The organism is Psychrobacter sp. 1Y4, assembly GCF_051847555.1.
Window position 1 is genome coordinate 1 of the sequence record NZ_JBPYDE010000948.1, and the last position, 563, is coordinate 563.

The window sequence follows — 563 nt, forward strand, 5'->3', positions numbered from 1 at the left end:
TGGCGAGCGCGTTGGCGGTCTATCGGTCGTATGCCCTACCGCAGACGAAGCTGAGCGCGTATTTGGTCAGCTAAATGCGATGGTACGCCGTATCTACTCAAGCCCGCCATCACATGGTGGTCATGTGGTTGATATCGTCATGAACGATGACGCCCTACATGAGCAGTGGATTGGCGAGGTTTATGCGATGCGTGATCGTATCAAAGCCATGCGCCTAAAGCTAAAATCGGTACTAGAAGCCAAAATCCCCAACCGCAACTTTGACTACATCACGCGTCAAAACGGTATGTTTAGCTTTACCGGACTGACACCTGAGCAAGTCGAGCGCCTACAAAGCGAGTATGGTATTTACATGGTATCCAACTCTCGTATGTGTGTCGCAGGTCTAAATACCAGCAACATCGACTATGTCGCCAATGCAATGGCAGATGTTTTAAAAGACTAAATTCATCAGACATATAGACTAAAAAATAAAAAAGGCTGAGCGATTGCTCGGCCTTTTTTTGTGCCTGGGCGTTGCTTGATTACTCAGTAAATACAAGACGAGGTACAAAAAACTTGCA

General features: G+C 46.9%; 1 protein-coding gene. It reads left to right on the forward strand.

The features are described from left to right. The coding region (locus ACS8FC_RS19780; RefSeq protein WP_439298039.1) for an aminotransferase class I/II-fold pyridoxal phosphate-dependent enzyme at window positions 1-445 on the forward strand (445 nt) is incomplete at its 5' end. Between the last annotated feature and the right edge of the window lie 118 nt (window positions 446-563).